This is a genomic window from Skermania piniformis, from assembly GCF_019285775.1.
GTDB classification, from domain to species: Bacteria; Actinomycetota; Actinomycetes; order Mycobacteriales; family Mycobacteriaceae; genus Skermania; species Skermania pinensis.
The window spans coordinates 3,141,136-3,162,316 of sequence record NZ_CP079105.1; the positions used below are offsets into that span (position 1 = coordinate 3,141,136).

The following is a 21,181-nucleotide window of genomic DNA, read 5'->3' on the forward strand; positions in this document are numbered from 1 at the left end:
TTCGTGTCCACCGCCGCCCTCGCGACCGAGACCGCCCGCCGCCGTACGTTCGCGGTGATCTCTCATCCGGACGCGGGCAAGTCGACGCTGACCGAGGCGCTCGCGCTGCACGCGCGAGTGATCGCCGAGGCCGGCGCTATCCACGGCAAGGCCGGTCGCCGCGCCACCGTCTCCGACTGGATGGAGATGGAAAAGGCGCGTGGGATCTCGGTCAGCTCCACCGCGCTGCAGTTCGAGTACGAATCATGCGTGATCAACCTGGTGGACACGCCCGGCCACTCGGATTTCTCCGAAGACACCTATCGGGTACTCACCGCCGTCGACGCCGCGGTGATGCTGATCGATGCCGCCAAGGGCTTGGAGCCGCAGACACTGAAGCTGTTCCAGGTCTGCCGGCATCGCGGGATCCCGGTGATCACCGTGATCAACAAATGGGACCGGCCCGGTCGTGCACCCCTGGAGCTGCTGGACGAGATCGTCGATCGGATCGGGCTCACCCCGACCCCGCTCTATCTGCCGGTCGGCTCGGCCGGCGACTTCCGCGGACTGCTGCGCCGCGGGCCGGACGGGCTGCCGGCCGAGTACATCCGGTTCACCCGGACCGCGGGCGGCGCGACCATCGCGCCGGAAGAATCGCTGGCCGTCGCCGACGCTGCCGAGCGCGAGGACGAAGCCTGGACGACTGCGGCCGAGGAGAGCGAGTTGCTCTCGGCGACCGGTCAGGACCACGATCAGGAACTGTTCCTGGCCGGGCACACCTCGCCGGTGATCTACGCCTCGGCAATGCTGAACTTCGGGGTACGTCAGCTGCTCGAAACACTGACCCGGCTGGCCCCGGCACCCGGACCCCGCATCGACGTCGGCGACCGGCCCCGTCCGGTCACCGACCCGTTCAGCGCGGTGGTGTTCAAGGTGCAGGCCGGGATGGATTCCGCACACCGGGACCGGCTGGCGTTCATGCGGATCGTCTCCGGGGAATTCGAGCGCGGCATGGTGGTCACCCACGCGCAGACCGGGCGTCCGTTCGCGACGAAGTACGCACTCACCGTGTTCGGTCGCGAGCGGTCCACCGTCGACACCGCCTATCCCGGGGATGTCGTCGGCTTGGTGAATGCCACTGCGCTGGCTCCGGGCGACACCCTGTACGTCGAACGGAAGGTGCAGTTCCCGCCGATCCCGTCGTTCGCCCCGGAACACTTCGCCACCATCCGGGCAGCGAGCCAGGGCAAGTACAAGCAGTTCCGCCGAGCGATCGATCAGCTCGACGCCGAGCGGGTGGTGCAGGTGCTACGCAATGATGCTCGTGGTGACGCCGCGCCGGTGCTCGCCGCGGTCGGGCCGATGCAGTTCGAGGTGGTGACCGCACGCTTGCACACCGAGTTCTCGGTCGAGACCCGGCTGGAACCGCTCGCCTACACGATCGCCCGCCGGACCGACGCCGGGTCCGCCGGCGAACTGGACCGGCAACGCGGGGTCGAGGTGTTCACCCGGACCGATGGCGTGGTCCTCGCCCTGTTCAGCGACAAATGGCGGTTGCAGTACATCACCAAGGAGCTCCCCCACCTCACCCTGGAACCACTGGTCGCCGCCGCCGACTGACCGCAGCACCGGCTCAACCGAGCGGCCCCTCCGGGTCGGGCGTCGCGGCCGCCCACCGGTTGGCGGTGAGCCGGTAGCCGGGCAGGTCGCCGAGCGAGATCACCATCTCGAACGTGCGCTCGTAGCCGGTGTGCGCGATGCGCCAGCGCCCGTCGGAGTCGCGGACATAACGGTCGCTGTAATACGCGGCGCCGCGCAACAACATGTTGTGTTCCGGGATGAGCACGCTGTCGGACAGGTACCAGACGCCGGTGGCCTGATCCCCCGCGACATCGATCTCCGGATGATCACACCGGTGTTCGGTAATCACGTTCGGGCCCAACGTGTTCCGCATGAAGGTAAGCAACGCCTCGCGGGACTCGAACTGGAGGTAGTCGCTGTAGGTGGCGGTCGCTTCCGGAATCAGCGTCTCGGCGAACTCGTCCCACGACTTCGTATCCAGGGCACGCAGATACCGGTACTTGAGTCGGCTGATCGCGGCCACCGCGACCAACTCATCGATGCTCGACAGCTCGCTCATCACCGACACCACCCAACCGGGGTCATGGGACTACGATCCCACCCCGCAGCTGTGCGCGTACGGCGATTTGTCGGGAACCCGCTCAGTTCGCCTCGTGCCGTGACTCCAAGGTGAAGCACGCAGCGCAGAACTCTCGCCCGAAGTCGGTCAGCACCAAGCTCTTCCGGATCACCTTCGGCGACCGGCCGGCTTGCTTCATCGCGGCGTCCACGTTCGGTTGCACTTCCAACACCATGTACCTGCTCAGCACGACCGGGTCGTCCGAGATCTCCACCAGACCGAGTCGCTTCAGGTTGATCAGATACGAGCTGGATCGATCCAGATGCCGGACACCGGACTGTTCCGGAACCGAGGTCAGATTGCCGGCGACGAGCTCGGATCCGATGCCGAGCGGTCGAAAGGTACGTACGTCGACGCTGGGCTGTGGACCACTCTGGGCGAGGAAGCGCAGGATTCGAGCCTCGTCCGGGGCCAGTTCGTCGAGCATGTGGTCGAACGCCGGATGGACCTCTTCGGTGAAGTACACGTCCGCGGATCGGGCGAGCAACGCATCGCCGCGCTGCCGCAACTCGGCCGGGCCCCGGGCCGACACGCCCGGCTCGTTCACCGATTGCTCCACCGGCACATAGCTCACCACCTGACGCATTGCCGCTTCCAGTCGGGCCGAATCGTCCGGCGGAACCACCGCACCGACCATCTGCCTACTGGCCTCCACGGCCGTCTCGGCCGCCCACTCGGCGGTCCGCGCGGCCACGCCGGCTACCTGCCCCACCGCCCGAAGGGCATCCCACAGCAGGCGCCGCTCGCCCTGGGGCCGCGCCGGGCTGCGGTCGCCGTTCACCGCGAGCTCGCGCTTACGCTCCTCCGCCACGTCCCTACTCTTCTCCGCTAACGCATATCCGAGATCGCCTCTCGAACCTACTACCCGCCGACTGCAACGTTCGCCGATCGCGCGACGCCGGGGTACCGTCGATTCGTCGGGCGAGTCGAAGCTGGCAGGAGGTTACATGGTCGGCTATCCGGCGGTGCTCGTCGGTACCGAGGGTTCGCCATCCGGCGAGACCGCGGTTCGGCTGGCCGCCCAGATTGCGGCGCGAGCGGCGCTGCCGTTGACCGTGATAACGGTATGGGAAGACGAGACACCCGACGGCAACGGTGATTTCGCCCACACCAAGGACGTCCGCCGGGACTACGCCTGGGCCACCCGGGTGGCCGAGGCGGCTCGGGCGGCCGCGATCGGGGCCGGGGTGACGACGGTGTCCGACCATCGGCCCAACGGCGGTGCCGCGGAGACGATCGCCGACCTCGCTCGGGACCACCCCGACGACCTGCTGGTACTCGGTCGCGCCGGACTGAGCCGACCGGTCAGCCGGTTGGCCGGCAGCGTCGCCAACCATCTGTCGCACAACAGCGAGGCCGACGTCCTGTTCGCCCACCGGCCACTGCCGGAGTCGGGGCCCGGCCGGATGGCGCTCGCCACCGACGGCTCGGCCGGCTCGCGAGAGGCCGTGCGCCGCGGTATACGCCTGATTCGGGCGATCGGCGGCCGGCCCGAGCTCCTCACGATCGCCAAGGACGAGGACGAAGGTAGCCGGCTGATCGCCGCGAGCGCCGCCGAGCTGGAACTGGACGAGCCGGACCTGCCGGTCGACCAGCGGATCGTGACCGGGCTGCTCCCGGGCCGAGTGCTGATCGAGGTCGCCGCAGACTACGACCTGCTGGTGATCGGCAACCGGAAGATGTCCGGGCGGGGCCGGCTGCTCGGCTCGGTCGCGAACAAGGTATCGCACGGTGCGCAGACCAACCTGCTGTTGGTGAACACGTCGAGCTGAGCTAGCCGGTGCATTCCCGCTCCCCGAGCTCGAGCCGCGCCGAAAGGCCGGACAACTGGGCCGAGCTCAGCTGGCCACCGCGCACCCGATCCTGTGACCCGCTGTGGAACAAGCCGTCGGCGAGGATTCCCAGATCGTCGGGGCTGCCGCCGAGCGGCGCGGGCAGGCCGGGCACCGTCGCGTCCGCGGCGTTGATGTTGACCGTCACATTGCCGGTCAGCCGGACATTGCCGGCCAACGTCTGGGCGTCGAGGACGAGGCCGCGCACGGTTGCCGACGGAATCTCGATCCGCAGCGTCGCCGTCCGACCGAACAACGACGCCTGCTGGGTCACACACATCCCCCGGACCTGGGCTTCGGCGACCCCGAGGCGCAATACCCGCTGCTGCGACACCGACCCGTCGAACGCCTTGACCGGCTGGTCCACGGCGACGATCGCCGCGGGACCGCCGGTCACCTCCGCGACGGACAGGCCGAGCGTGCCCGCCTGCGTCGTGTAGCCGGCGCTCCACACGCCGTGCACCAGCGCGGTGCCCATCACACCGACCACGAGCAGGGCCGGCAGCAACACCAGGACGGTCCGACCCCAGCGGGTGCCGTAGCGGCGGTCGTCGGCACCGGCGGCCGGCCCGGTGATCACGAACCCACCTGGAGCAACGAGCGCGGCAGGATGAACGACCCGACACCGGCCGAGTTGCGTACCTTGACCGCCCACACCGAGATATCGGCGGCCCCGGCCTCGAGCTTGCCGTCCGGCAGCGGTACCCCGTTCGCCAGGAACACACCGACCAGCGGCAGCAACGGCGCCGCCGGCACACACGGGCCGACGGTGGCCAGCGGACCGGCGACGGCCGGCGCGAAGGCATCGTCGATCATCTGCAGAACCTGGTCCAACGCCCCGCCGAAGACGCCGGCATAGCCGATCGCGAGCTGCTGGAAAAGTTGCGGCGTCACACAGAGTTGCAGTGCGTGGATCTGGATCCAGAGATCGACGACGGCGTCCGGGCCACTTCCTGCAGCCGCGGCGTCGGCGCCGGCCCCCTGGTTGGCGATGGTGATCGTCGTACCGCCGCTGGGCACGGTGATCGACAGGTTGTCCAGCTCGATCCGGGACACCTTCAGGTAGATCGTGTCCGGTGGCGACATGGTGCCGTTCGCCAGCGCGATCGGCGAGCCGGTGACCAGGGCGGTGGGCTTGATCAGCCGGATCCGATCGGCGAACAGCCGCAACGCGGTCGGGGCCGGGAGAAAATCCGGTTGTGCGGCCGGCAACGACGGGGCCGGGGCCGTCCGACCACCACCCGCCGCGGCGCTCGACCCGACACAGGTGACCACGCCGACCAGGACCGACAGCGCAATCAGCAGCGCCCGGCGGCCGGTTCGGAATTCGATCACGTCGACGCCGAGCCGTCCAGCAGGGCCGGCACCGCGTCCGGGGTCGGATCCGGTTGCCGCGGTGGTTTCGGCCCCCACCCGATCGCCATCGCGCCGCCGACGACTCCGGCCAGCATCCCGATGAACAGCCCGCCGAGGTTGGCCGCGATCAGCGAGCCGATCGCGAACAGGATGCCGATCGCTCCGGCGACATACCGTTGCGACGGGGCGAACCAGACGAACAACCCACAGACCGCCATCCCGCCACCGGTGAGCCAGCCGCCGGCGCCGGCGAAACCCTGGGTCGACACGAGCTGCCAACCCACCGCTCCGGTACGCAGCACCAACCAGCCGCCGACGATCAGCCACAATCCGGCCCAGAACGGTCGGGTCCGCCGAAACGCGCGGAACCAGACCCAGCCACGGTGCAGGTGGCTCCGAATCAGCACGCCACGTCTCCGCGGTGCAACGACGCGGCGAAGTCGGGCGCCTTGAGCGCGCCCAGAATCGACGCGCCGACTGCCTTGGCCTTCAGGTCGTTGAGCACTGCGGTGCCGTTGCTGACGTCCAGGCCGAAACCACCCGGCTGCCCGCCGAGACTCTGCCCGGCCACGGACACCTCGTCCGCCGAACGGCCCAGAGTCGCATTGGTCAGCTCGGTCTGGCCCGCGCTCAGCTCGGTGACCAGGAATTCGATCCCGCTGCCCTGACCTACCCCACCGGCTGCGGCGACGATCTGCAGCGACACGGTCTGTCCGAACAAGGACTGCTGCACGATCCCGCAGAGGCCGTCGATCTCCGCGTTTCCGAGCGCGGCCTTGACGACCGGCTCCACCCCGGTCCCGCCGTCGGGGTACCGCATGTCGGTGGTCACCATCACGATGCCGAGCCCTTGGGCATTCACGCTTCTGACGTTCAGGTCCAGCGGTTGCGACCCGACGGTGAAGTTGGCCGCGAGCACCCCCCGGACGATCCCGGCACCGACGAAGCCGGCGGCAAGCATCGCCGGCAGCAACACGACGGCGCTGCGCCGCCACCGCGTGCCGTACGGCGTTCCGCTCGTCGCCTCGTCCCGCATCCGGCGAGTCCGGAGTGCGACGGCGGCGGTCGCTCGGTCCCGGATTCTGCGCGCTCTTCGGGTCGACGCGCCTACGATGCGACCCATACGACCATCATCATCACCATCGATCGACGAACTCATCGGATGACGTCCCTTCCAGCCTGGCTAAAAATCATGGCGGTACGCCGCCGGCTCACCGTGGTCGTCGCGCTCGTCGCGGTACCGACCACGGTCGCGTTTGCTGCTGCCGCGGTCCTGTCGGTACCGGTGACCGGACAGAGCATGGCACCGACGCTGAACCCGGGTGACCGGATCATCGTCCGGCCGATCGACGGAGCCGCAGTCGAACGATTCGACCTCGTGGTAGCCCGGTTCACTCCGACCGGTCCGGCGGTGGTGAAACGAGTGATCGGACTGCCCGGTGACCGAGTGTCGGTCGAGGACTCGAGCACCGCACCGGTGCTCGTGCGGGTGCAGCCGGACGGCGACGACTCGTGGTACGCCGTGCAGAATCCGGCCTGGGCGTCGCACCGGCAGTCGAGCGTCGGGGACTGTTGCCGACCCGACGGCCGGGCCGGCTCGCGACCGCAGGCAGAGCTGATCCCGCCGGGCATGCTGTTCGTCGTCGGCGACAACATCGACTTTTCCGACGACTCCCGAGCCCACGGCTGGCTGCCGGCCCGTCTGGTGGACGGGCGAGTCGTAGCGCGGGTGATGCCGCCCGGCCGGCTCGGCGGCGCCGACCGGGGCGTCATGTTGCGCCCGGCGAGCTGATCGGCGCGAGCCGGCGCTGCGCCCGGCTCGGCTTGTCCGGCACCCATGCGAATGCCATACAACCGCCGACGATGCCGGCCGTCATACCGATGATGAAGCCGCCGAGGTTGGTCAACGGCAACGCGGCCAGCGACACGACGACCGAACCTATCCCGGCGGACATTCGCTGCGACGGCACGAACCAGATGAACAGCCCGAGGACGATCAGGATGCCGGCACACAACAGGCCCGCCAGCCCGCCCGGGCCGGCGCGGACCACGTCGGTGAGCGGCCCGATCGGCAGCACGCCGATCACGAACCCGGCGAACAGCACCAACAGCCCGCCCCAGAACGGCCGACTCCAGCGGAACCGTCGAAACCACGCGATCGGCCCGCGCTCGACCGCTACTGCCGGAACGCTCATCGTGCCCCCGGCTGATAGCAGGCGCCGTGCTCGACCCCGGCACCGTGGCCGATTCGCGGCAGTCGTATCCCACTCATCCGGAAGGTGCCGGCGATCACCGTCTTCTTGGCCGACGCGGCCAGTTGCGCGATGTCGGTCGACCCGGGGATATCCGCCCCGAAGCCGCCGGCCGCGCCGCCCAGCTCGGCCGCGTCCAGCCCGAGCCGGACCGGCCGATCCAGATTCGACCGATCCGGCCGCACATCCGCACCGTCGGTCGAGGCCGCGGTCAATCGGGTTGCGCCGGCGCGAAAGTCGGCCGCCGCCACGGTGACCTCGCGAGCCACCGTGTGCCCGGTGAAATCCAGCCGAAGGGTGTTGGTCCCGATCAGCGGAAAGGTGAGCGCCAACGACAAACACAGCCCGTCCGGCAATGTCGCCTGCGGGACATACGCCATGGCCACCGGTTCTCGACTGCCGCCGTTCTTCATCTGCTGCACGTCGACGTAAGCGGTCAGCCCCTGCGGCGCGTTGCCGCGGTCGGTCGCCGAGGCGATCTGGACGTCGTGGCCGACCACGTAGAGGCCGAGCGGCAACACCCCGAACAGCAACATCCCCGCAAGCACAGCCACCCCGACCAGCGCCGGGATCCCCAGGACGACGAACCGTCGCCAACTCGTTCCACCGCGGGTCACGCTCACCTCACCCGACGTCAGATCGGCGTAGCCGTGGTATTCACCAGGAGCAGGTTCGCCTCGTAGTCATGGGTGACCTTGTTCGCGACCGAACCGAGCAGCCGGGCCGGCCCACTCATCCCGCGGTTCCCGATGACCAGAATGTCGTACTTCCACCCGGCATTGACCAGCGCTTCGTCGGCCGGCACGCCGGTGATCACATCGCGCTCGTAGCCACCGTCCGGCGCGGCCACCTGCTGTTCGACCGCGTCGAGCACCTGGTCGCCTTCCTCCTCGCTCTTCGCCGCGGTGACCAGGAACGCCTGGGCACCCAGCGCCTGAGCCAGACCCGCGCCCCGCTCCACGGCACGGACCGAGGTCGGCGAGCCGTCGGTGGAGAGCCCGATCGCGTGCCACTGCACCGGTTCCTTTTGCACGAACAACACGTCGATCGGGCTGCGGTGGGACAGCGCGTTGGACGTGCTACCGAAGATCCGGGCGGTCGTGCTGCCCAAACCGCGCGCACCGACCACCAGCAAGGCGTCCGGATTCTCCCGCCCGACGGCGATCAGCACGTCGCCCGGCGATCCGCCGCGCTCGACCAGCGTCACATCGCTGACCCCATGCCCGTCGAACAGCTCCGTCGCCGCCCGACCCACCGGCTCCAACCAGCTCCGCGCATCGTCGGCATCCCCCTTGACGGCCATGACCACACTCACCGGCAGGGCGAGCCGCCCGGCCAGCTCCGCCGCCACCTGGACCGCCAGGTTCGCTGCGTCGGAACCGTCGGTCCCGATCAGAATTCTTTGGTACACGGTCACTCTCGACCTCCGGTTGCTGTAGACAATGCCGCGCGTTACTCGCTCGGCACGGTGGCACCTACGAGGATGGCACCGGATCGGTCGACCGCTGCGCCGCTTAGAACGCTACCAGCGGCGCCCCCTCCCGGAGCGCGAGTTGGTCCAGCGATATCGGCCCCGATGGATACCGATCGATCCGGTACACATACCAATCCGCTCCCCTACGATTAACCTGCCTCGAAACAAGATTCCGGCACTGGGGCCGTCCGCTTCGACGGTGACGGCCAGGTGCCCGCGAAGGAGCGCGATGGATGCAACGTTGTCGGCAGGGTTCTTCGGCCTGCTCGACTGGGAGCAGATGACCGGCCAGTCGAGATTTGTCGTCGATATCGTCAGCATCCCGATTTTCAGTGCGATCGCCGGTCTGATCACGAACTGGACCGGGGTGATCATGCTGTTCGCTCCGGTCCGGTTCACCGGATTCTATTGCCCCGGTGTGAAGACCATATTTCCGTTCTTGCCGCGCAAGGTGCAGATCCTGCCGATCTTCGCGCCGGGCGGCATCCTCGGCTTCCAAGGCTTCATTCCCGCGCGAGCGGAGAAGATGGCAAGCCTGGTCACCGACAACGCGGTCGCGAAAATCGGTACGGCGCAAGACTTCTTCTATCGGATGGATCCGCAGAAGATCGCCAAGCATGTCGCCCAGATCGCCGGACCGAACGTGCCGGCGATGGTCGAGGACGTCATGCAGCGGGAGAATCCGCAACTGTGGAAAGAACTTCCACCGCAGGGCCGCAAGCTGCTGATCCAGCGGGTCGAGACCGAGCTGCCCGCGATCACCGATCGAGCGTTCAAGTTCATCGGCGACAACTTCAACCAGCTGATCGACATCAAGCTGCTCGTCGTCGGATACATGCGCCGCCGGCCGGAATTGATGAAGGACATCATCTACGGACTCGGCGCGCCCGAGCTGAAGTTCATGGTGCGGGTCGGCCTGCTCGGCTTCCCGTTCGGCATCGTCCTCGCCCTGTGGCTGCTGCTCATCCACTACAGCGGGCCGGAGGCGCGGGAAGCGCACGAGCACGACCCGGGTGCCGTCTTCATCTCACTGCCGGGCTGGCTCGACGCGCCGTTGCACTTCTTCCCGACCTGGCTGTGGGTACTGCTCGGGGCCGCGCTGGTCGGCGTGATCGTGAACATCATCGCGATCAAGGTCGTGTTCGAGCCGGCGACGCCGCAGCCGCGCTACAAGTACCTGTGGAAGGAAGCCAAGTTCGCGAGGCGCCAGCACACGGCCGCAGCCAACTTCGGCCACGCGATCGCCTACCAGATCGTCACCATGGATGTGATTGCCAACGAATTGCTGGAAGGCCCGAACGGGGACAAGACCCGAGCCGTGCTGGACTACTTCATGAAGGCGGAGATCAATCGGATCCTGGGTCCGCTGCGCACCGTCGCCCGGCTCGCCGCCGGCACCCAGGAGTTCGACGCCATGATGAGCGCCGCCGGCCAGACCCTGGCCACCGAGATGAAGCCGTGGCTGGTCGAGGACGTCGAATTCAGCAAGCAGACGGCCGCCAAGGTCGACGAGTTGGCCACCGAGAAGCTGCGCGAGCTGCCGGCCGACGAGTTCGTCGAAATGCTGTACACCGCGATCGAGCAGGACGCATGGCTGCTCTACCTGCACGGTGGCCTGCTCGGCCTGCTGGTCGGCGCAACCCACATCCTCGTCTTCGGAGCGTGATCTGATGAGCAGCAAGAAGCCCGACAGCCAGCCCGATGTGATACCCCCGGATCTGCCGGTGAGCCCGGACGATTCGCTGTCCGACCCACCCAAGCCCGGCCGGTTCGCCGAAGAACTCGCCCGCAGCGCCGGCGGTGCGGTCGCCACCGACCCGGTCGGACTGGCTCGGCTGGCCGGCGCGTCACTGTGGCGCGCGATGGGCGCGATCACCCGGGGTGGCTTCGACACCGCGGGTGACATCGCCCGGGAGGTGCGGGCCGGCGAGCCGATCACCGACATCGTCGATCATCGGGTGGAGCAGGTGCGCAGCGCGGCGGTCTCCGCGCTCGGCCTGGCCGACAGCGAGTCGGCGGAGAGTGCGGCAGCCGGTGGCTCACGCACCTTGATCACCGCCAGCGAGCTCAAGCACGAGGGCGACGCGATGCTGTACTCCGGCTGGAATCCGGAGGTACAGCCGCGCGATCTGCACCCGTCGTTCGCGACGATCCTGCACGCACTCACCCCGGACGAGGCGCGGATCATCCGCTTCCTGTCCGTCGCCGGATCACAACCGTCGATCGACATCCGGACCAAGACGCCGTTCGGCGTCGGATCGGTCCGGCTGGCCGGCGGGATCAGCATGATCGCCCAGATGGCCGGCTGCACCTGGCCCGATCGTGACCATCACTACATGGCCAACCTCAACCGGCTCGGCCTGGTTCGGTTCTCCGAAGAACCGGTGGAAGATTTCCGGCGGTACTCGCTGATCGAAGCGCAGCCGGTGTCCCAGGCCGCGTTCAAACAGGTCGGCGGCAAGGCGATCTCGGTCTATCGCAGCATCTACCTGTCGCTGTTCGGTGAACAGTTCGCCGAAACCTGTTTCACCCTGACCGGATACAACGCCGGCGGCTGGGATACCGACGACCGCGGTGACGTCTACCTCGGCAAGGGCCCCCGGCTCAACCCGACAGCCTGACCGACCGGGATGCTAGGTTGGTCGCACCGGAATTCGAGGGGAAGCCGTGTGCGACACGATGTCGCTCGGCTGCCGGGCGCACCTACCGGTGACCGGGAAGAGGGTTTGACATGCTGGAAAGCGTGTTCGGTGTCCATCCGACCTACCTGATCGAGCTCACCACCATCCCGTTGTTCACCGGGATCATCGGCTACATCACCAACTGGACCGGCGTGCTGATGTTGTTCAAGCCGCTGGGTTTCCACGGGTTCCGGGTCCCCGGACTGAAGACCCTGTTTCCGTACCTGCCCAAGCGGATTCAGGTGCTACCGCTGTTCCGCTACGACGGACAGATCGGCTGGCAGGGCATCGTGCCGTCCCGTGCGGACAAGATGGCCAGCCTCGCGGTCGACAAGGGGCTGGCCAAGCTGGGTAGCGTCGGCGACTTCTATCAGGAGCTGGAGCCGGAGTCGATCGCCGCCGAGTTTCTCGAGGTGGCCGAGACCCAGATCGACGGCATCGTCGACGAGATCCTCTCCCGCGATCAGCCGCAACTGTGGCGGAACATGCCCGGCCCGGTCAAGGATGCGGTGTACTCCCGGGTCCGGGCACAACTGCCGGAGATGGTGCAGAACATCACCGGCGAGCTGGGTCGCAATATCGATCAGCTGGTGGACGTGAAGCTGATGGTGATCCGCTACTTCCACGCGCACCCGCAGCGACTCAACGACCTGTTCCAGGTGCTCGGCAGCAAAGAGCTGCGATTCATGCAGAACTTCGGCTTCTACTTCGGCTTTCCGATGGGCTTCGTCCTGGTCGGGGTCTTACACCTGACCGGATGGTCACCGTGGGTGGTGCTGCCGATCGGCGGGATCGTCATCGGGTGGGTGGTGAACTGGGTCGGCATCACGATGATCTTCGAGCCGGTGTTCCCGCGCTGGTACGTCCCGTGGCGGCAGGGTTTGTTGATCAAACGCCAGCCGGAGATCACCGAGGGCTATGCGGACATGGTGGCCAACGAGGTCGTCACGATCAACAATCTGGGCAACGAGCTGATGACCGGCGCCCGGTCCGACCGGACTCGGCAGATGCTCGAGGATACGGTCCGGCCCGCCGCCGATCGCGCGCTCGGACCGGCGAAGACGATGGTGCGGGTGGCGCTCGGCGACAAGGAATACCGCCGGATCCAGGAGGCACTGGCGGTCGAGGCGACCGCGATCGCTCCGGTGGCGTTTTCGGACGAGGAGTTCAATCGACGGCAGGGCCATCGGGTGAAGGAGTTCGTCGCCAAACAGATGTCGGCGATGGGACCGGACGATTTCGTCGAGATGCTCCGCACCGCGATCAAGCAGGACGAATGGTTGCTGTTCGTCCACGGCGGGGTGCTCGGCCTGTTCGCCGGCTACGCCCACATACTGATCTTCGGCGCCTCGGTGGCCACCTCATGGTAGGTGAGCCGGACCGCCCATGAGCTCGGTGATCGCAGCTCGGTCGGCCTCGGACGGCGTCCCCCAACCCGGCTGATACCCGAACACCTCGGCGAGCGGCATCGCAAACGCCTGGCCGTGCATGATCTCCAGGTCGTCGGGGGTGATCAGACCCGGATGGGCAACGCCGCAGGCCTCGGAAACCTTCAACAGGTCGCGGCGCAACGTCATGATGTAGTTGGCCGCCCGCGACGCCTTGGATTCGGGATCCAGGCCGTGCGTCAGCCATTGGTTCTGGGTGGCTATCCCGGTCGGGCACTTGTCGGTGTGGCACTTCTGCGCCTGGATGCAGCCGATCGACATCATCGCTTCCCGCGCGATGTTGACCATGTCGCAGCCGAGCGCGAACGCGACGATCGCATTGTCCGGCAGCCCGAGCTTGCCGGAACCGATGAAGGTGACCCGTTCGGCGATGCCGGCCGCCGCGAACAGGGCGTAAACCCGGGCGAAACCGATCCGGAACGGCAACGACACCGCCTCACTGAAGATCAGCGGCGCCGCGCCGGTACCGCCCTCGCCGCCGTCGACCGTGACGAAATCCACGCCCCGGTCACCGTTACCCATCGCCGCGACCAGTTCCTGCCAGAAGGTCAGGTTGCCGACCGCCGACTTCACCCCGACCGGCAGACCGGTCGCATCCGCGACCCGCTCCACCCAATCGAGCATGCTGTCCACGTCGTGGAACGCGGTGTGCCGAGACGGGCTCGCGCAGTCCTGGCCGACCGGGATACCCCGGATCTCCGAGATTTCCGGAGTTACCTTGGCACCCGGTAGCAGACCACCCAGGCCGGGTTTGGCGCCCTGGCTGAGCTTGACCTCGATCGCCCGGACCGGGCCGGACGACACCACATCGCACAGCTTGGCCAGATCGAAATTGCCGTCGTCGTCCCGGCAACCGAAGTAGCCCGTGCCGATCTGCAGGATCAGGTCGCCGCCCCGGCGGTGGTAGGGGGACAGCCCGCCCTCCCCGGTGTTGTGCAGGCAATCGGCGAGCGCCGCACCGTGGTTCAGGGCGCCGATCGCGTTTCCGGACAGCGCGCCGAAGCTCATGCCGGAGATGTTGACCACCGACGCCGGCCGAAACGCCCGGGCCCGGCCGCGCGGACCACCGAGTACCTTCGCCGACGGAATCACTGCGTCGGTCGAGTGCACACCGTTCGGGACCGCACCGGCGAAGGTGCGCTGTTTGATGATCGGATAGCCGTCGAGGTACTCCGTGTCCCGATCGGTGCCGAAGCCGAAGTAGTTGTTCTCCAGCTTCGACGACGCATAGATCCAGCGGCGCTGATTGCGGCTGAACGGGCGCTCCTCCTCGTTACTGCTGACGATGTACTGCCGCAGCTCCGGACCGATCGCTTCGAGCAGGTATCGGAGATGGCCGACCACCGGGAAGTTGCGTAACAACGCATGCCGGCGCTGGGCTACGTCGTAGGCGGCCAGACCGGCGATGCCGGCCGCCGGGAGCGCACGGGACCATCTCAGAGGCACAACGAATATGATTGCGCGCAATACGCGCAATCGGACCGCAATCATCGATTTCCCTTGCCCGGCCACCCCGTTCCATATGCTCGACTACAGCGCAGCGACGGAAGGGTAAGGGGTCAGCCGGATGCCGAACGACTACGACAACACGATTCGTGAGTTGCGCAGCCTGGCGGCGGCCATGCTCGACAAGGTCGAACCTTTTCTCGACGAGGTCACCGATGAGGACACCCACCGCTGCACCGGCTGCCCGTGGTGCCGAATGCTCACCGCGTTGCGCCAGGATCGGCCGGACCTGGTGTACCAGTTCGCCGGGCAGACCCGCGCTGCGGTGGCCTTCCTACGCGCCAACCTGGCACAGCCACCGGACGCAGGCTGAGCACCGACGTCGACCGGGAACTCAGTCGAGCAGTTCGGACAGCTCGAACCAGCGCTCCTCGAGCGCGCCCTGTTCGGCCTCGACCCCGCGCAGCTCGTCGGTCAGCTGCGCCAACCCGGTGTAGTCGCTCTGCTCGTGCCCGGCCAGCTGCTGGTGCAGCGTGTCGATCCGCTCGGCCAGCCGCGCCAAACGTCGTTCGGTTGCCACCAATTCCTTTCGCGCGGAACGCTCCTCGGCGCCGGACCGGCGTGCGCTGACCGTCCCCGCCGGTTCTGCGGCGCGTGCGGCGGCGGGCGGCGGCGCGCCGGCATGGTCGGCTGCGCGCAGCCGCAGGTACTCGTCCACCCCGCCGGGCAGGTGTCGCAGCCGCCCGTCGAGGATCGCGTACTGCTGGTCGGTGACACGTTCCAGGAGATAGCGGTCGTGGGACACGACGATCAGCGTTCCCGGCCACGAGTCCAGCAAGTCCTCCATCGCGGCCAGCATGTCGGAGTCCACATCATTGGTAGGTTCATCCAGAGCGATGAGATTAGGTTCGCTCAACAGCAAGAGCAGCAGTTGGAGCCGCCGCTTCTGCCCGCCCGACAGCTCTCCGACACGGCTGGAGAGGTGTTCCCGGGCGAAGCCGAGTCGTTCCAGCAGTTGCGCGGGCGTCAGGTCCTTGCCGTCGATCGTGAACGTCGTCTTGGTGCGCCCCAGCACCTCTCGCACACGGTCGCCGCTGATGTCCGCGAGCTGTGAGAACTGCTGATCCAGCGTCCCGAGCCGTACTGTCCTGCCGCGCTTGACCCGCCCGGTAGCCGCCTGCACAGTGCCGGCGATCAAGCCCAACAGCGTGGACTTGCCGCTGCCGTTGGCACCGAGAATCCCGGTTCGCTCGCCGGGAGCGATTCGCCAGGTCACATCGCGCAGAACCGCGCGGTCGCCGTAGCGCACGCTCGCGTCTTCGAGGTCGATCACGTCCTTGCCCAGTCGTGCCACCGCGAGCCGTTGCAGCTCGATCGGGTTCCGCACCGGCGGCACGTCCTCGATGAGCTGGTTGGCGACCTCGATGCGGAACTTGGGCTTGCTCGTACGGGCTGGGGCACCTCGCCGCAACCAGGCCAGCTCCTTACGCATGAGGTTCTGCCGCTTTGCTTCGGTCGCCGCCGCCATCCGGTCCCGTTCGACCCGTTGGAGGACATAGGCGGCATAGCCACCCTCGAACGGCTCCACGATCCCGTCGTGGACCTCCCAGGTCTCGGTGCAGACCTCATCGAGGAACCAGCGGTCGTGAGTGATGACGAGCAGCGCCCCGGAGTTCTTCGCCCAGCGGTTCTTCACATGCTCCGCCAGCCAGGTGATGCCCTCGACGTCCAGGTGGTTCGTCGGCTCGTCCAACGCGATCACGTCCCACTCGCCGATGAGCAGCACGGCCAGCGCAACCCTGCGTCGCTGCCCTCCGCTGAGCGACCCGATCACCGCGTCCCAGGGCACGTCGGACACGAGCCCGCCGATCACGTCGCGAACCTGAGCGTCACCAGCCCACTCGTGCTCGGGACGGTCCCCGACGATCGCGTAGCCCACCGTCGCCGCCGGGTCGAGGTCATCACTCTGCGACAGCATCCCGAACCGGACACCGCCGCGCCTCGTCACCCGCCCGGCTTGCGGCTCGATCAGGCCACCGAGCATCGCCAGCAGCGAGGACTTGCCGTCTCCGTTGCGGCCGACGATCCCGATCCGATCGCCTTCCTCGACCCCGACTGTCACCGAGTCGAACACCACGCGGGTTGGATACTCCAGGTGCAGGGCCTCGGCGCCGAGTAGATGAGCCATCCGATCAGCCGGCATCGGCGACGACTCGGGCGCCGGGTGCCGGCGACGTCGCCAGCCGGACACCGCGGCAGACGCCGGCACCGGACAGCTCGGCGCTGACCTCGATCGCCGAGTCGTGATCGGCACAGAGAAAGGCACAGGTCGGGCCGGAACCGGACACCACCCCGGCCAGTGCGCCGGCATCCACCCCGGCGCGCAGCGTGCGCCGCAGCTCGGGCTGCAGCGACACCGCCGCCGCTTGCAGGTCGTTGCCGAGCAACGGGGCGAGTCGCGCCGGGTCGCCCGCCGCCAATGCCTGCAGCAGCTCTTCGGCATCGCCGCACCGGGGCGGCGCGGCGTGTGCCCGCAGCCGATCCAGCTCGTCGAACACCCGCGGCGTGCTCAATCCGTCCCGGGCCAGCGCCAGCACCCAATGAAAAGTGTCCCGCGCCAACACCGGGAGCAGGTTCTCGCCCCGTCCGGTGCCGTACGCGGTGCCACCATGCAGCGCGAACGGCACATCGCTACCCAACTCGGCGGCGATCGCCACCAGGTCGGCACGGCTGCTGTCGAGGCGCCAGAACGCATCCAGTGCAACCAGGGTCGCCGCGGCGTCCGCGCTGCCACCGGCCAAACCACCGGCGACCGGAACAGCCTTCTCGATCGCGATCTCGACCGACGGCGTCATCCCGGCCTTATGCGCGAGCCGGGTCGCCGCCTTCCACACCAGGTTGTTGCGGTCGGTCGGCACCTGGGCAGCGCCTTCACCACGTACCGTCACGGTCAGCGCCGGCGCCGCTTGCACCCGGACCCGGTCGCTCAGCGAGAGCGCCTGATACACCGTGCGCAACTCGTGGAACCCGTCGGCCCGCAGGTCGCCGACGGCCAGGTGCAGATTCACCTTGGCCGGTGCCCCGGCGGTCACGGGCGGCGGAACGACGGACAACACGAGACAGCAGCCTACGTTTTCCGAGCCCGCGAGGCACACTCCCGGTTGCCGAGGATACCCCGTGGGGGTATGGTAAAGCTCCTACCGGAGGGAGAAACCATGGTCCGCGCGGAGTACACCGTCACCGGAATGACCTGTGCGCACTGCATTGCTGCAGTGCGCGACGAAGTGCTCGGACTCGACGGCGTGACCGATGTCGACCTCGATCTGACAGCGGGTTCGCTCATCGTGGTCAGCGCCGCGCCGATTCCCGCCGATGCGGTGCTGGCCGCGGTCGACGAGGCCGGCTACACCGCCGTGGCCCACTGAACCGACCCCCGTCGGTGCTGCCATGACCGCCACGACCGAACTCGCCATCGAGGGCATGACCTGCGCGTCCTGCGCGGCGCGGATCGAGAAACGGCTCAGCCGGATCGACGGCGTCGAGGCGACGGTGAACTACGCGACCGAGCGCGCCCGGGTGCGGTATCCGGAATCGGTGACCCCCGAGCAGCTGATCGCGGCGGTGACCGCGGCCGGCTATACGGCGACCCGGCCACCGGCGACCCCGGACGAGCCGGATACCGATGCGACGGGACTGCGCCGGCGGCTGCTGGTCAGTGCCGTACTCACGGTCCCGGTGATCGCGATGGCGATGGTGCCGGCGCTGCAGTTCCGCTACTGGCAGTGGCTCTCCCTCGCCCTGGCCACCCCGGTCGTGCTCTGGGGCGGCCGATCCTTCCACCGCGCCGCCTGGCAGAACCTGCGGCACCGCACGGCCACGATGGACACCCTGATCTCGGTGGGCACCCTGGCCGCGTTCGGATGGTCGGTGTACGCACTGTTCTTCGGTGGCGCCGGGACGCCCGGCACCACCCACGCGTTCGAGCTGACCGTCGACCACGTCGACGCCGCCGGCAACATCTATCTCGAGGTCGCCGCCGGGGTGGTGGTGTTCGTGCTGACCGGGCGATACCTGGAGAGCCGAGCCAAGCGGCGTGCCGGAACCGCCTTACGCGCGTTGCTGCAGCTCGGCGCCAAGGACGTCGGTGTGCTGCGGGACGGTAGCGAGATCCGGCTCCCGATCGCCGAGCTGCGGGTCGGCGACGTCTTCCGCGTCCGCCCGGGCGAACAGATTGCCACCGACGGGGTCGTGGTCGACGGCACCTCGGCGGTCGATGCGAGCATGCTGACCGGCGAGCCGATACCCGTCGAGGTCGGCCCCGGCGACGTCGTCGTCGGCGGCACCGGGAACCGGGGTGGGGCGCTCACCGTCCGGGCCACCGGCGTCGGCGCCGACACGCAGCTGGCGCGGATCTCGGCACTGGTGACGGCGGCGCAGGACGGGAAAGCGCCGGTACAACGGCTCGCCGATCGAGTGGCCGCGGTGTTCGTTCCCGTGGTGATGATGCTCGCCGTGGCCACGCTGGGCTGCTGGCTCGCCGCCGGAAGTTCCGCAAGCTTCGCCTTCGGCGCAGCGGTGGCGGTGCTGATCATCGCCTGTCCGTGTGCCCTCGGCCTGGCTACCCCGACCGCGCTGCTGGTCGGCACCGGCCGGGGCGCCCAGCTCGGCATCCTGATCAGGGGACCGGAGGTGCTGGAATCCACCCGCAAGGTCGACACCGTCGTGTTGGACAAGACCGGCACCCTCACCACCGGGCAGATGAGCCTGGTCGAGACGATTCCGGCGCCCGGCGTCGACCCGGCCGAGCTGCTCCGGCGGGCGGGGGCAGTCGAGCAAGGTTCCGAACATCCGATCGGGCGGGCGATCGCAGCGGCGGCGGCAACGCAGGGCTCGATACCCGCGGTCGAGCAGTTCGTCGGAAACGGCGGTCGCGGCGTCTACGGGCTGGTTGCCGGAACCGCGGTGTCGGTCGGCCGGCCGGAACTGCTCGGCGACCTGCCGGACGACCTGGTCGCGGCCCGCGGGAGAGCGGAAGCGACCGGGTCCACGGTGGTCGCGGTGGCCTGGGACGACGCGGTGCGCGGCCTGCTCGTGGTGGCCGACACGGTGCGCCCGACCAGTATCGACGCAGTCGCCCGGTTACGCCGGCTCGGCCTCGAGCCGGTGCTGCTGACCGGCGACAACGCGTCGGCAGCACGCGCGGTGGCCGATCGAGTCGGCATCGACAAGGTGATCGCCGGCGTGCTACCGGAGGGCAAGCTGGACGCGATCCACCGGCTCCAGCAGCGCGGACAAGTGGTCGCGATGGTCGGCGACGGGGTGAACGACGCCGCCGCGCTGGCCGGTGCCGACCTGGGCATGGCGATGGGTAGCGGCACCGACGTAGCGATCGAGGCGGCCGACATCACCCTGGTGCGCGCCGATCCGAACGCGATCCCGGATGCGATCCGGCTCTCCCGCGCCGTGCTGCGGACCATCAAGGCGAATCTGGGTTGGGCGTTCGGCTACAACGTCGCCGCCATCCCACTGGCGGCGGCCGGTCTGCTCAACCCGATGCTGGCCGGGGCGGCCATGGCGATGTCCAGCCTGTTCGTCGTCGGTAACAGCCTGCGACTACGGACTTTCCGATGAACGCCGATCGTCCGGCCAACCCCCGGCCAACCGGACGAACGCCGCCGTAGCCAACGTCTCGCCGCGCGCGGCCGGGTCGATGCCCGCGGCAATCAGCCGGCGTTCGGCCGCGGCCGCGCTCCCGGCCCAGCCGGTCAGCGCGGCGCGCAGCGTCTTGCGCCGTTGCGCGAACGCCGCGTCGACCACCGCGAACACCCGGCTACGGAACGTCGGATCGGTGGGCCAGGGCGAGGTCGGGTACCGATCGATCCGGATCAGGCCGGACTCCACTTGCGGGACCGGCCAGAACACCGACCGACCGACCGACCCGGCACGCCGGACCGTGCCGAAGAACCCCGCCTTCACACTCGGCACCCCATAGATCCGCGAACCGGGTTCGGCAGCAAGCCGTTCCGCCACCTCGGCCTGCACCATCACCAATGCCACCCGAAGCGTCGGGAACATTGCCAGCAGGTGCAACAACACCGGGACCGAGACGTTGTACGGCAGATTCGCGACCAACGCAGTGGGCTGAATCCCATTGGGCAGCTGCTCGATCCGGAGCGCGTCTGCGGGTACGACGGTCAGACCGGCGGCGCGACCGGGCGCCCGTTCGGTCACCGTTGCCGGCAGCCGAGCCGCCAGCACCGGATCGATCTCGACAGCGACGACGGCCGCGGCGGCGTCGAGCAGGGCCAAGGTGAGCGAGCCGAGACCGGGACCCACCTCGAGTACGACATCCGTCGGTGACAGGTCGGCCGACGTCACGATCCGCCGCACCGTATTCGCGTCGTGGACGAAGTTCTGCCCGAGGGTCTTGGTGGGCCTGATCCCGAGCTCGGCGGCCAGCGAACGAATATCGGCCGGGCCCAGCAAAGCGGCGCGACCGGTCATCGGACCGAC

The 21,181-nt window shown here is 68.4% G+C and carries 22 protein-coding genes; 9 read left to right on the plus strand and 13 right to left on the minus strand.

Going from position 1 to position 21,181, the window contains the following annotated elements; genetic code table 11:
- Positions 1–3 precede the first annotated feature (3 nt).
- Positions 4–1,599 (plus strand): peptide chain release factor 3, encoded by a 1,596-nt coding sequence (locus KV203_RS14500; protein WP_066471105.1) that lies wholly within the window; start codon positions 4–6, stop codon positions 1,597–1,599.
- A gap of 13 nt (positions 1,600–1,612) precedes the next feature.
- Here KV203_RS14500 and KV203_RS14505 read toward each other — a convergent pair whose 3' ends face one another.
- Both KV203_RS14505 and KV203_RS19745 read right to left on the minus strand, forming a co-directional pair.
- Positions 1,613–2,119: a nuclear transport factor 2 family protein gene (locus tag KV203_RS14505; RefSeq protein WP_066471423.1), complete on the minus strand. Its 507-nt coding sequence runs from the start codon at positions 2,117–2,119 to the stop codon at positions 1,613–1,615.
- Positions 2,120–2,201: 82 nt separating this feature from the next.
- Positions 2,202–2,990 carry an Abi-alpha family protein gene (locus KV203_RS19745; protein WP_246600170.1) on the minus strand — a complete coding sequence of 263 codons (789 nt, stop codon included), beginning with the start codon at positions 2,988–2,990 and terminating at the stop codon, positions 2,202–2,204.
- Positions 2,991–3,126: 136 nt separating this feature from the next.
- Here KV203_RS19745 and KV203_RS14515 point away from each other — a divergent pair, with 136 nt between their 5' ends.
- A complete protein-coding gene (locus tag KV203_RS14515; RefSeq protein WP_066471108.1) occupies positions 3,127–3,951 on the plus strand; it encodes a universal stress protein in 825 nt (274 codons plus the stop codon).
- 1 nt (position 3,952) lies between these two features.
- On the opposite strand, the gene KV203_RS14520 is transcribed toward KV203_RS14515, so the two are convergent.
- Genes KV203_RS14520 through KV203_RS14535 form a run of 4 tightly spaced genes read right to left on the minus strand, consistent with a single transcriptional unit; the run spans position 3,953 to position 6,403 of the window.
- A complete protein-coding gene (locus KV203_RS14520) occupies positions 3,953–4,591 on the minus strand; it encodes a DUF6230 family protein (RefSeq protein WP_066471110.1) in 639 nt (212 codons plus the stop codon).
- Positions 4,588–5,346 carry a hypothetical protein gene (locus KV203_RS14525; RefSeq protein ID WP_066471113.1) on the minus strand — a complete coding sequence of 253 codons (759 nt, stop codon included), beginning with the start codon at positions 5,344–5,346 and terminating at the stop codon, positions 4,588–4,590. The genes KV203_RS14520 and KV203_RS14525 overlap by 4 nt, the downstream gene beginning before the upstream one ends.
- Positions 5,343–5,774 carry a DUF6114 domain-containing protein gene (locus KV203_RS14530; protein WP_217995989.1) on the minus strand — a complete coding sequence of 144 codons (432 nt, stop codon included), beginning with the start codon at positions 5,772–5,774 and terminating at the stop codon, positions 5,343–5,345. The genes KV203_RS14525 and KV203_RS14530 overlap by 4 nt, the downstream gene beginning before the upstream one ends.
- Positions 5,768–6,403: a DUF6230 family protein gene (locus KV203_RS14535; protein ID WP_066471114.1), complete on the minus strand. Its 636-nt coding sequence runs from the start codon at positions 6,401–6,403 to the stop codon at positions 5,768–5,770. Before KV203_RS14535 ends, KV203_RS14530 begins: the two co-directional genes overlap by 7 nt.
- A gap of 156 nt (positions 6,404–6,559) precedes the next feature.
- Between KV203_RS14535 and lepB the strand changes: the two genes are divergently transcribed.
- A complete protein-coding gene (lepB, locus tag KV203_RS14540; protein ID WP_066471116.1) occupies positions 6,560–7,159 on the plus strand; it encodes a signal peptidase I in 600 nt (199 codons plus the stop codon).
- Here the strand turns inward: lepB and KV203_RS14545 are convergent.
- Genes KV203_RS14545 through KV203_RS14555 form a run of 3 tightly spaced genes read right to left on the minus strand, consistent with a single transcriptional unit; the run spans position 7,137 to position 9,036 of the window.
- Positions 7,137–7,562: a DUF6114 domain-containing protein gene (locus tag KV203_RS14545; RefSeq protein WP_066471118.1), complete on the minus strand. Its 426-nt coding sequence runs from the start codon at positions 7,560–7,562 to the stop codon at positions 7,137–7,139. The genes lepB and KV203_RS14545 overlap by 23 nt on opposite strands.
- Positions 7,559–8,242: a DUF6230 family protein gene (locus tag KV203_RS14550; RefSeq protein ID WP_157079826.1), complete on the minus strand. Its 684-nt coding sequence runs from the start codon at positions 8,240–8,242 to the stop codon at positions 7,559–7,561. Before KV203_RS14550 ends, KV203_RS14545 begins: the two co-directional genes overlap by 4 nt.
- Before the next feature lie 11 nt (positions 8,243–8,253).
- Positions 8,254–9,036, minus strand: a complete 783-nt coding sequence (locus KV203_RS14555; protein ID WP_066471127.1) for a universal stress protein — start codon at positions 9,034–9,036, stop codon at positions 8,254–8,256.
- Between the two features lie 286 nt (positions 9,037–9,322).
- Between KV203_RS14555 and KV203_RS14560 the strand changes: the two genes are divergently transcribed.
- From KV203_RS14560 to KV203_RS14570, 3 genes are all read left to right on the plus strand, one after another.
- Positions 9,323–10,759, plus strand: a complete 1,437-nt coding sequence (locus tag KV203_RS14560; RefSeq protein WP_066471128.1) for a DUF445 domain-containing protein — start codon at positions 9,323–9,325, stop codon at positions 10,757–10,759.
- 4 nt (positions 10,760–10,763) lie between these two features.
- Positions 10,764–11,714, plus strand: a complete 951-nt coding sequence (locus KV203_RS14565) for an Abi-alpha family protein (protein WP_066471130.1) — start codon at positions 10,764–10,766, stop codon at positions 11,712–11,714.
- Positions 11,715–11,824: 110 nt separating this feature from the next.
- Positions 11,825–13,144 (plus strand): DUF445 domain-containing protein, encoded by a 1,320-nt coding sequence (locus tag KV203_RS14570; protein ID WP_066471132.1) that lies wholly within the window; start codon positions 11,825–11,827, stop codon positions 13,142–13,144.
- On the opposite strand, the gene KV203_RS14575 is transcribed toward KV203_RS14570, so the two are convergent.
- Positions 13,136–14,662 carry an FMN-binding glutamate synthase family protein gene (locus KV203_RS14575; RefSeq protein ID WP_246600962.1) on the minus strand — a complete coding sequence of 509 codons (1,527 nt, stop codon included), beginning with the start codon at positions 14,660–14,662 and terminating at the stop codon, positions 13,136–13,138. The genes KV203_RS14570 and KV203_RS14575 overlap by 9 nt on opposite strands.
- 127 nt (positions 14,663–14,789) lie before the next feature.
- Here KV203_RS14575 and KV203_RS14580 point away from each other — a divergent pair, with 127 nt between their 5' ends.
- Positions 14,790–15,041, plus strand: coding sequence for a hypothetical protein (locus KV203_RS14580; protein WP_066471141.1), 252 nt, complete (start codon positions 14,790–14,792; stop codon positions 15,039–15,041).
- A gap of 21 nt (positions 15,042–15,062) precedes the next feature.
- Here KV203_RS14580 and KV203_RS14585 read toward each other — a convergent pair whose 3' ends face one another.
- Positions 15,063–16,856, minus strand: coding sequence for an ABC-F family ATP-binding cassette domain-containing protein (locus KV203_RS14585; protein ID WP_066471435.1), 1,794 nt, complete (start codon positions 16,854–16,856; stop codon positions 15,063–15,065).
- A 4-nt stretch (positions 16,857–16,860) separates the two neighbouring features.
- On the minus strand, positions 16,861–17,784 hold the full coding sequence (locus KV203_RS14590) for a 4-(cytidine 5'-diphospho)-2-C-methyl-D-erythritol kinase (RefSeq protein ID WP_066471149.1): 924 nt from the start codon (positions 17,782–17,784) through the stop codon (positions 16,861–16,863).
- Between the two features lie 99 nt (positions 17,785–17,883).
- On the opposite strand from KV203_RS14590, the gene KV203_RS14595 reads away from it, so the two are divergent.
- Together KV203_RS14595 and KV203_RS14600 are read left to right on the plus strand one after the other, a co-directional pair.
- Positions 17,884–18,093 carry a heavy-metal-associated domain-containing protein gene (locus KV203_RS14595; RefSeq protein ID WP_066471150.1) on the plus strand — a complete coding sequence of 70 codons (210 nt, stop codon included), beginning with the start codon at positions 17,884–17,886 and terminating at the stop codon, positions 18,091–18,093.
- 22 nt (positions 18,094–18,115) lie between these two features.
- The gene (locus KV203_RS14600; protein WP_066471151.1) at positions 18,116–20,299 is read left to right on the plus strand and encodes a heavy metal translocating P-type ATPase; all 2,184 of its coding nucleotides are present in this window, start codon (positions 18,116–18,118) and stop codon (positions 20,297–20,299) included.
- Here KV203_RS14600 and rsmA read toward each other — a convergent pair.
- On the minus strand, positions 20,282–21,172 hold the full coding sequence (gene rsmA / locus KV203_RS14605; RefSeq protein WP_066471153.1) for a 16S rRNA (adenine(1518)-N(6)/adenine(1519)-N(6))-dimethyltransferase RsmA: 891 nt from the start codon (positions 21,170–21,172) through the stop codon (positions 20,282–20,284). The genes KV203_RS14600 and rsmA overlap by 18 nt on opposite strands.
- Positions 21,173–21,181: the final 9 nt, after the last annotated feature.

Bases quoted from the DNA above. Each gene is read 5' to 3' on its own strand.
- KV203_RS14505 (WP_066471423.1), bottom strand. From the start codon at position 2,119: ATGAGCGAGCTGTCGAGCATCGATGAGTTGGTCGCGGTGGCCGCGATC.
- KV203_RS14515 (WP_066471108.1), top strand. From the start codon at position 3,127: ATGGTCGGCTATCCGGCGGTGCTCGTCGGTACCGAGGGTTCGCCATCC.
- KV203_RS14535 (WP_066471114.1), bottom strand. From the start codon at position 6,403: ATGCGGGACGAGGCGACGAGCGGAACGCCGTACGGCACGCGGTGGCGG.
- lepB (WP_066471116.1), top strand. From the start codon at position 6,560: ATGGCGGTACGCCGCCGGCTCACCGTGGTCGTCGCGCTCGTCGCGGTA.
- KV203_RS14545 (WP_066471118.1), bottom strand. From the start codon at position 7,562: ATGAGCGTTCCGGCAGTAGCGGTCGAGCGCGGGCCGATCGCGTGGTTT.
- KV203_RS14560 (WP_066471128.1), top strand. From the start codon at position 9,323: ATGGATGCAACGTTGTCGGCAGGGTTCTTCGGCCTGCTCGACTGGGAG.
- KV203_RS14565 (WP_066471130.1), top strand. From the start codon at position 10,764: ATGAGCAGCAAGAAGCCCGACAGCCAGCCCGATGTGATACCCCCGGAT.
- KV203_RS14570 (WP_066471132.1), top strand. From the start codon at position 11,825: ATGCTGGAAAGCGTGTTCGGTGTCCATCCGACCTACCTGATCGAGCTC.
- KV203_RS14580 (WP_066471141.1), top strand. From the start codon at position 14,790: ATGCCGAACGACTACGACAACACGATTCGTGAGTTGCGCAGCCTGGCG.
- KV203_RS14585 (WP_066471435.1), bottom strand. From the start codon at position 16,856: ATGGCTCATCTACTCGGCGCCGAGGCCCTGCACCTGGAGTATCCAACC.
- KV203_RS14595 (WP_066471150.1), top strand. From the start codon at position 17,884: ATGGTCCGCGCGGAGTACACCGTCACCGGAATGACCTGTGCGCACTGC.
- KV203_RS14600 (WP_066471151.1), top strand. From the start codon at position 18,116: ATGACCGCCACGACCGAACTCGCCATCGAGGGCATGACCTGCGCGTCC.
- rsmA (WP_066471153.1), bottom strand. From the start codon at position 21,172: ATGACCGGTCGCGCCGCTTTGCTGGGCCCGGCCGATATTCGTTCGCTG.